The organism is Metallosphaera yellowstonensis MK1 (assembly GCF_000243315.1).
GTDB lineage: Archaea > Thermoproteota > Thermoprotei_A > Sulfolobales > Sulfolobaceae > Metallosphaera > Metallosphaera yellowstonensis.
The window spans coordinates 1,211,671-1,219,887 of sequence record NZ_JH597761.1 but is presented as its reverse complement, the minus strand read 5'-3'; the positions used below and the strand labels follow the sequence as shown (position 1 = coordinate 1,219,887).

General features: G+C 48.8%; 7 protein-coding genes and 3 pseudogenes. 7 read left to right on the top strand and 3 right to left on the bottom strand.

Features of this window, described 5'->3' with window-relative positions; genetic code table 11:
- The 7 genes and pseudogenes from METMK1DRAFT_RS07155 to METMK1DRAFT_RS07125 form a co-directional block, all read left to right on the top strand.
- Positions 1-630 (top strand): annotated as a pseudogene (locus METMK1DRAFT_RS07155) (transposase); the annotation flags it as partial.
- 16 nt (positions 631-646) lie between these two features.
- A pseudogene (locus METMK1DRAFT_RS07150) lies at positions 647-1,172 on the top strand (ISH3 family transposase); the annotation flags it as partial.
- A 137-nt stretch (positions 1,173-1,309) separates the two neighbouring features.
- Positions 1,310-2,314, top strand: a complete 1,005-nt coding sequence (locus tag METMK1DRAFT_RS07145; protein ID WP_009072251.1) for an ABC transporter permease — start codon at positions 1,310-1,312, stop codon at positions 2,312-2,314.
- Entirely contained in the window at positions 2,311-3,735 is a 1,425-nt protein-coding gene (locus tag METMK1DRAFT_RS07140; RefSeq protein ID WP_009072249.1) for an ABC transporter permease, read from the top strand. Before METMK1DRAFT_RS07145 ends, METMK1DRAFT_RS07140 begins: the two co-directional genes overlap by 4 nt.
- A 1-nt stretch (position 3,736) precedes the next feature.
- Positions 3,737-4,723, top strand: coding sequence for an ABC transporter ATP-binding protein (locus METMK1DRAFT_RS07135; protein ID WP_009072248.1), 987 nt, complete (start codon positions 3,737-3,739; stop codon positions 4,721-4,723).
- Positions 4,720-5,661, top strand: a complete 942-nt coding sequence (locus METMK1DRAFT_RS07130; RefSeq protein WP_009072246.1) for an ABC transporter ATP-binding protein — start codon at positions 4,720-4,722, stop codon at positions 5,659-5,661. The genes METMK1DRAFT_RS07135 and METMK1DRAFT_RS07130 overlap by 4 nt, the downstream gene beginning before the upstream one ends.
- The gene (locus METMK1DRAFT_RS07125) at positions 5,630-6,139 is read left to right on the top strand and encodes a hypothetical protein (protein ID WP_009072244.1); all 510 of its coding nucleotides are present in this window, start codon (positions 5,630-5,632) and stop codon (positions 6,137-6,139) included. The genes METMK1DRAFT_RS07130 and METMK1DRAFT_RS07125 overlap by 32 nt, the downstream gene beginning before the upstream one ends.
- Here the strand turns inward: METMK1DRAFT_RS07125 and METMK1DRAFT_RS16360 are convergent.
- The 3 genes and pseudogenes from METMK1DRAFT_RS16360 to METMK1DRAFT_RS15590 form a co-directional block, all read right to left on the bottom strand.
- Positions 6,118-6,894: a zinc ribbon domain-containing protein gene (locus tag METMK1DRAFT_RS16360; protein WP_009072242.1), complete on the bottom strand. Its 777-nt coding sequence runs from the start codon at positions 6,892-6,894 to the stop codon at positions 6,118-6,120. The genes METMK1DRAFT_RS07125 and METMK1DRAFT_RS16360 overlap by 22 nt on opposite strands.
- Positions 6,895-7,026: 132 nt before the next feature.
- The gene (locus METMK1DRAFT_RS07115; protein WP_009072239.1) at positions 7,027-7,560 is read right to left on the bottom strand and encodes a hypothetical protein; all 534 of its coding nucleotides are present in this window, start codon (positions 7,558-7,560) and stop codon (positions 7,027-7,029) included.
- Positions 7,561-7,793: 233 nt separating this feature from the next.
- Positions 7,794-8,217, bottom strand: a pseudogene (locus tag METMK1DRAFT_RS15590) (IS256 family transposase); the annotation flags it as partial.

Below are 8,217 nucleotides of genomic sequence, written 5' to 3'. Positions count from 1 at the left end.
CTTGGGGATGGTCGCCGAGTTCAAGACCAAGATCGAGATGGCCAGGGAGATGTTGGACGTGCTCAAGGGGTACTTCCGCGTGTCCAGGGTAGTCTTCGACTCGTGGTACTGGTCAGAGAAGCTCGTGACGGACAACGTGGTGTCTGAGCTCAAGTCCAACCGGAGGCTCCTCAGGGTCGAGTCGGTCCAGGGGACCCTCGAGGAGGTGGAGGGACACCTCCGAGTGGGAGACCTACCCCCCGGAGTCTACTACGCCGACCTGACCCTGGGAGGCCAAGCGATTACGGTAAAGTTGCTAGTCCGGGAATATAAACGTGACTCCGGGTCACACGTGAAGTGCCTCTACACGACCGACCTCTCGCTCAGCGAGGAGGAGATCGAGGAGGCCTGGAGGATGAGGTGGGAGATCGAGGAGCTCCACAGGGACGTCAAGGCCCTGGGACTGGAGGACTCCTCGTTCTGGAGGAGGGAGAGGCTTCAGGGCTACCTCGCGATCTTCACCATCATGACCAACGTCGTCAGGGAGCTGGTGGGGGCTCTTAACCTGAGGAGCGTGGAGGCGTTCCTCATGTTCTTGAACGTCATTTAGGCGGACCGCCGGGGCTGATGAGAATCTTTAAGTTACGTTAAAGTCCCATAACTGCTGACTGTAGACGTGCTCAACTTCGTTTCGCAGTTTAAGTACATAATTGCCGTCCCTGTTGGGGACGTGAAAGTCTACCAGGAGTTCGACGGCGAGTACGAGACGAACAGTAAGAGGCACAGGAAGGACGAGCAGGTCAAGTTCAGGCTCCTCGTGTACAGCAAGGAGAAGGTCAGGAGAAAGAAGAGGACTCTAGTTTACTTCGCTAGGGCTACGAACCTCGACCTACCGAAGGGGAGGTGTTGGACTTGTACAACAAGGTGAGGGGTCCCATAGAGACCTCTCACCGGAACATCAAGGCTTTTCTCCCCTTCACCAGTTCCACCAAGTTCGTCTTCCGCACGTTGATCTTCGTGCTGGCAATCGTACTCTACTCCCTGTACACCGTGTTCAAGGGGGAGGTGAGGAGGGAGCAGTTCAGGTTACTCCTAATACTCTTGTTTCTGATGATTTATTCTATCTAAGAGATTTTCTACTTAAATCAATAGAACCGCTTATTAATAATATAGATTTATTTTCAAGGAGGTGATTTTGGGTCTACCGAGAAGGGGCGAGGCTTGTCGTTCTTCTCTTAGTGAACCTTGGCTTTTTTATTATTTTAAAAGAAACCAGGTTGGTAACACTTAAGTTTTTTAAAAACGTACCACATATGTTATACTGATATTTATGGGGTTGATCCGTTACCTGATGAGGCGGATCGTTGAAAGGCTTGCCCTTCTCTTTGCCATCCTCGTCTTCAACTTCTTCATTTTCCAAGTACTACCCACCATCTATGGTATAAATCCAGCCCAACTTTACGTTCCTCTGACCTACAAGGGACTTCCTAGGAGCGAATTGGTGCAGGCACTGGATAGACAGTTCGGCCTAAATCTTCCCCTTGATGAGAGGTTCTTCATCTACATCAAATCTCTCCTGACCTTACACTTGGGAATATCCATGAGTTACGAGCAGCCCGTAATCACGTTAATAGCCCAAAGATTGCCCGTCACTGCGTTGTTGGTGATACCTAGCTTAATATTAAGCAGTATATTAGCGATCGTCTTCGGTCTTTATTCGATTTCGAGGCAAGGTAAGATTGGGGATTCCGTGATCAGCTTCACGGCGATAATGACGTATTTCATACCCGCCTTCTGGTTGGGTGAGATCGTTCTTTACTTCTTTGGCTTTTATCTAAGGATTTTCCCGACCAACCTAGGTGAGGCGATAACTACATATAACGGTCACCTGCTAACTGGATTCGCATACTGGGCCAACCTGATGAAGTTCTTGACTCTTCCCATACTCTTTATTACTATAATAAGCTATGGTGTCAGGAACATCCTGTTTAGAAACAACGGTATAGAGTTGATGGGAAGTAATTTCGTTAATTATTTGAGGGCAAGGGGAATTAGCGAGAGGAAGATCCTTTACAAACACGTCACCAGAAATGCGGTAATTCCAGTAGTGACGAGAGTTGGGATAGACCTGGCATTTCTCTTTGCAGGAGTTGTGTTCATAGAGGACATCTTCAACATCCCAGGTCTGGGGAGATTACTGGTCAGGGGGGCCGAGAACCTCGATGTTCCCCTATTGGGAGGAGATTTCTATGTTATCAGCCTTTTCGCTGTCATAATCCTCCTTGCGTTGGATCTGATCTATCCCCTCATCGATCCCAGGGTGAAATATGAATGAATAAACTATTGAGAGATCTGATGTCCAGGAAGACCTTCATTTTCTCCGTAGTAGTCATCGGGTTCTTTGCCGTATTAGCTGTAGCAGCGCCTTTTCTGACTCCTTACAACAATCCGTATAGGGTTGGTCAGCAATTCGTGGCTGCTCCTTATGCAGTACCAGCCTGGGCCACGGTTTTCCCACAATACAAGAACCTCCCTCCTGATGTGAGGATTACCTTAACCCCCTCCCTCGCCTATGAGAGCTCAGGCGAGGTGAGCCAGCTTAACTCCTCCACGTTGAAGGTCACCGTTCCTCCAGGAGATACAGTTAACGTGACTTTTCCCCTAAGGTGGAACTGGAGCTCGCCCTATGATGTAAGGTTGTCCTTCACTTTGGTGACTCCCAATACCCAATATTTTCAGGTAAACCTATTCGTGAGGGACTTCTATTTAATGTCCCTGTCACCTCTTCCAATACCTCCAGAGGTCACTGTAGTCCCCGGAAAGCCTAACCCAGTGATCTTTTCCACTGAGCTGGTGAACCCAGGTAACTCACCCTATGTTGCGTCACTACCTGTTCAAGATCAATCCCTGGCCTCACTGGAATTGCCTAAAATGCTTTTACCTAAGCCTGGGACTTATAACGTGACCCTCAGCTTCGTTAATACAGGGAAAACTACAGAGATGTTCCTGGTAACTCTTCCAGGATACTCGTCGTTAGGCTATGCATACGGAAGATTGGGTACAGATGACAACGGAGCCAGCGTCTTCTCAGAGTTCGTCTATGGAGCAAGGTTCGACTTGTATCTCTCTCTGGTTGCCTCTGCGATAATAATCGGAATAGGTCTAATCATAGGTCTGCTGGCTGGCTATGTGGGAGGCTTCACAGACTTAACACTCAACGCGTTTACGGATTTCTTCCTCCTCATTCCCGGTCTACCTCTCCTCATCGTGCTAATCAGTATATTTGACATTACTGGAACTATCGTAAACGTAAACAAGGCAGTACTGATCCTTCTCATTATTTCCCTCCTCTCTTGGCCTGGGACAGCCAAGATAATAAGGGGGCAGACTCTGACCTTGAGGAATAGGACTTTCGTGGAGGCTGCTAGAGCATTAGGAGAGAGCAGGATGAGGATCCTCTTCAAGCACATAGTCCCCAATTTGATGGGAATCCTTTTCGCTCAGTTAGCCTACGATGTCCCTGGTGTGATATTAGCCGAATCAGGGCTAGATTTTCTCGGGCTAGGGATAACCGAATTCCCAACGTGGGGGAACATGTTGGGGTACGCCACAAATAACGTGTCCTTCGTCAACGGTTTCGCCTGGTGGTGGGTTCTCCCTCCCGGACTTGGGATAGTATTCATAAGCGTCGCGTTCTACTACTTTGGAACCGCAATGCTGGACGTGTTGAGCCCGTACAAACTGAGGGGTGAGTAATTTGATCTTTGAGGAGTCCACTGATAATTTGCTCCAGGTCAATTCCCTGAAGACATACTACAAGACTAAAACCGGTTTCGTTAAGGCCGTCGACGATGTGTCCCTATTTGTGGACAGGGCCAAAGTCCTTGGAGTTGCAGGGGAGTCCGGGTGCGGTAAGTCTACACTTGTAACCACTATCTTTCGTGTGACGCCCAGGAACGCTCAGGTTATGTCAGGGGAGGTGAAGTATAAGGGACAAGATATACTGAATATGGACCTAAAGGTTTTCAGGAGGGATATAGTGTGGAAGGAAATAGCGTACATTCCTCAGGCTTCCATGGACGTGTTGGATCCGGTCTACAAGATCAAGGACCAGATGCTTGAGACCATCCTGGAACATGAGGATTTATCGAAGGCTGACGCCCTTGAGAGGATCTACAAGGCCTTAGAGAACGTTGGGGTACCAGCCGAGAAGGCAGATATGTTCCCTCATGAGCTTTCAGGTGGTCAGAGGCAGAGGGTGGTGATAGCCATGGCGTTACTGCTGAGCCCCTCCATGATAGTCTCAGACGAAGCCACTACGGCGCTCGATGTGATAACCCAGGCCAAGATACTCGAGCTGATGAAGTCCCTTCAAGAGAACAGGAAGTTCAGCATGATGTTTGTGACCCACGATCTCTCCCTCTTGGCAAACATCAGTGATAGTATAGCCATAATGTATGCCGGTAAGCTCGTGGAGTTCGGAGACGTGGAGAAGGTGTTCGGAAATCCACTTCATCCCTACACACAACTGCTGCTTAAAGCTATCCCAGACTTGAGGTACAGGAAACAGAGAAGGTTAGTGGCAATCCCTGGATTTCCTCCAGATCTGGAGAACCCGCCTAAAGGTTGCAGGTTTGCCCCGAGATGTCCCTTAGCTATGCCTATCTGCAGAGAGGTCGAGCCGGAGTTCTCCAGGGTTGAGGGATTCCACTACGTAGCTTGTCACGCGGTGAATAAAAAATGATTGAAGGAAAAGACCTCAGAGTTTACTTCAAGACAAGAGATGTCGAAGTTAGAGCTCTGGATGGAGTTAGCGTCGCCGTGAAGGAGAAGGAGATAGTCGGGGTAGTAGGTGAATCTGGGAGCGGGAAGACTACACTTGGACGAACGTTACTTAACCTTCAAAGACCTGTGGGTGGCGAAGTTCTTTGGAACGGAAAGAACGTCTTTAAATTGAGAGGAAGGGAGGAGAGGGAGTTCAGGAGGAGGAACCAAATAATTTACCAGAACCCTTACGAGGCAATAGACATAAGGTTGAAGGTATATGACGTGATCGCCGAGGGCATAAGGGTACACAGGCTCGCCAGTAATAAGGAAGAGGAGAAGGAAATGGTGATGAATGCATTGAGAGACGTAGGTCTGAATCCTGAGGAGGAATACGCTTACTCACTTCCAAACCAACTATCGGGAGGTCAGTTGCAGAGGGTGGCCATTGCTAGAGCACTAGTGCTCAACCCGACCTTCATCGTAGCAGATGAACCGGTTTCCATGTTGGATATGTCAGTCAGGGCTGGAATCCTAGAGATTTTCCAGAGGCAGAGAGAAGAAAAGGGGACTGAGATACTGATGATCACCCATGATATCTCTACCTTAGGTTACATAGCTGACAGAATATACGTCATGTACCAGGGAAAAGTCATAGAACACGGTTCAGCTGACGCCTTACTGGAGAAGCCGCTCCATCCATATACGCAGGCTCTCATCACTGCTGTACCTATTCCCGATCCTTCAGAGAGAGCAAAGCTGTTTTCAGTAAAAATCAAGGAGAAGGAAGAGGAATATAACGGAAAAGGTTGCAAATATTACCCAAGATGTCCCTTCGCCATGCAATCCTGTAGGGAGAAGGAACCTGAGCTCAAGGGTGTGAGTAGTGACCACTACGTCGCATGCTACCTATACTGAGGAGAGAGACCTAGTAACTAAGAGACAGGTCGTCACATCTTTCATGTTGGTGATCTTAGGAGGAGTGTTTGGTTACCTCACCTACTTCCCCCTATATCTTACTCTAATACCGCTCGCAATTCTCCTCTTTGTCTTCCGAGACTGGAAGATGCTGAGGAATTACGGTAGGCTAGTCAACGAGGGGATAATCAAATTCGAGCCAAAGTTCAGGTCTAACAGGACGGAGGCGTTTTACTCACTCCTGCTAGTCCTGGCCCTGATCTCCATACCTATGATCATCTCACCTTTCCTTGCTCCTTTACCGTGGCTAGGATTGTCCCTCGGGATAATCATGGGATGGCCTGCATCTAATCTTGTGGAGTTCCTCGCCTCAAACATCATAACCTACAGAACCGGTAAAAGGCTAATCAAGTTCTACACTTGGTATCACTTCAGAGAAGACGTAGCCATGAAGGATTACGGATGGCTTCTCAAGTGAGACCGTATTTCTCTCTTTATCTCACCGTAGATTATGAGCTGACCTGCCAACGCAAGGAAAGAAAGTTGAGGCAAAAACAGGAGCAAGATAGCTCCTGCAAGGAACATGAGGGACGCCCAGGATAGTGTCGCATTTCCAAGAAGTGTCCTGAGCCTGTAGGTGCCTAGAGTTATGCCTATAACTCCCGATACAAAGAGGAAAAATCCGACGTCTATGAGCACCACGGCCAAGGGATTTTTGGCTAGGGAAGATATCATCGTCTGCGGTACTTGGCCAGCTACTTCACTCGCCCCAATAGCTAAGAGGACGAAACCCGGTAATAGGAAGGAAGACAGAATGGCTGGATACCTATATCTCTGACTCAGGAACCTGAAACCAACGGAGTAATATGAACTCCCTGCTCCCAGAAATCCTACAGATATGAGGAGCAACAGCCCGCCAATTAAGGAACCTAGATCTAGACTGGCTACGGAGAAGGTCAGGATGGAGACCGCAAGTGACAAGGCCCCTCTCTCTAGTCTCGTCAGGGCTGGAGTGATATCGTCTTTCTGCGGAGGAGGAATGAAGAAGGAGATTCTAAAGGGGTAATGACAGACCTCACAGCTCGATGCACTGGGTGGATTCACGTGACCACATCTGGGACAGGTTAGGTTTGATGGAGAATATGGTAAAGGGTAATGACAGTTCACGCACAGGTGTGCATCGTCCGGATTATCCGCTCCGCATCTGGGACACTTTTTCACGTGTTTAAACATCTCCACCCAACTATTAAACGTGAGTCAAACTACTCTAGGGAACTGGAACGTCAACATCATGGCACCCGGTACGGAGCTCCGTCCACTTTGACGTGTACCTTCTAGGAAAATAGTTTCAATTCTCCTAAAACCCTAAGCCATGAACTCTCCCTTCATCCTCACCTTAACCCTGAATCCCTTACCTTCCCTCAATATCTCATAGATTAGATCGTATCCGTTACACTTTCTCCTAACAACGACCTTGTCTTCAGAGAGGACCTCATAGATCGGTTCTCCACAGTTACCTCCTAGAACCTCTAGCCTCTTCTCGATCTCCTCGTTGGACTTAGCATAGAATTCCATTTCTGCAGAATCTGGACTCAACACTGAGAAGGTAGTCCTGGATGAAACGGCCTGTGATACTAAGACGCTAATGGATATACCTACCACGGAGAAGATGAGCGACAACACGGGCAACAAATTTCCCAGAACGGGAACGGTAAGAACTCTGAACGCGATATAAACGTATAGTGCTGAGGCAGCTATGGAGGAGATCAAGGCAGATGATATGGCTCTGTCCCTCCTCCTTTCGTAGAATCCTGTTACGAATCCCACTATCACTCCGTCGAGGATTGGAATCCACCACGTGGCTAAGGCTACAGGTAAAGAATATTTGAGAGATTTCACAAGATAAAGATATCGGGTAGTCTGGTTAATATGTTTCTGCCCGACCGACTAGAACCTGATGATCGGGGTTTTAAGACTGTAACGTCTCTGCGTACTTTTAAATATTTTCAGATACTTCTAATTATATTTGGAGAGTAGCTGTGGAGAGATACTTAACACCTAGTGAGGGGTGATTCAGGGCTCCTTTGCAAATTGTAATATCTCTGTTGATTTGGACTTATTTAATGGAGGAATTATTGAATATATTTGACCATTTCACGAAGAAATAAGGAACCCTGTAATATTATTACAATGATGAGATGATAGGTCGAGAGGTTGTAGTTGAGGGCTATGGCCCGGGCGATCCGGTCCTCCAGGGGGAGTGGCACTTGCCGAACTCTCCGGGAGGGAGTTGAAGGACTCGGCCAGGTGACCTGAGGAGGGGCCTCCCTGGGGGCGAGGAGGTAGGAGAGGAGGGGAGAGCCACGGGTGGGGACGGACTCGGCGAGGGAGAGGAGGAGGTCCAGCAAGACCCTCACCCTCCTGCTTCGTTTGAGGTGGACCGGGCAGGTCTGCCTCGCGACCTTGATCCAGGAGCGGGAGATGGCCGTGTCTAGGACCTTCACCCCGTCGGCTACGACCAGGGTGAGGTTGTACCTCCTCCACAGCCTCACCAGG

Coding starts and splice junctions, on each gene's coding strand:
- METMK1DRAFT_RS07140 (WP_009072249.1), top strand. CDS start 2,311: ATGAATAAACTATTGAGAGATCTGATGTCCAGGAAGACCTTCATTTTC.
- METMK1DRAFT_RS07145 (WP_009072251.1), top strand. CDS start 1,310: ATGGGGTTGATCCGTTACCTGATGAGGCGGATCGTTGAAAGGCTTGCC.
- METMK1DRAFT_RS07130 (WP_009072246.1), top strand. CDS start 4,720: ATGATTGAAGGAAAAGACCTCAGAGTTTACTTCAAGACAAGAGATGTC.
- METMK1DRAFT_RS16360 (WP_009072242.1), bottom strand. CDS start 6,894: ATGTTTAAACACGTGAAAAAGTGTCCCAGATGCGGAGCGGATAATCCG.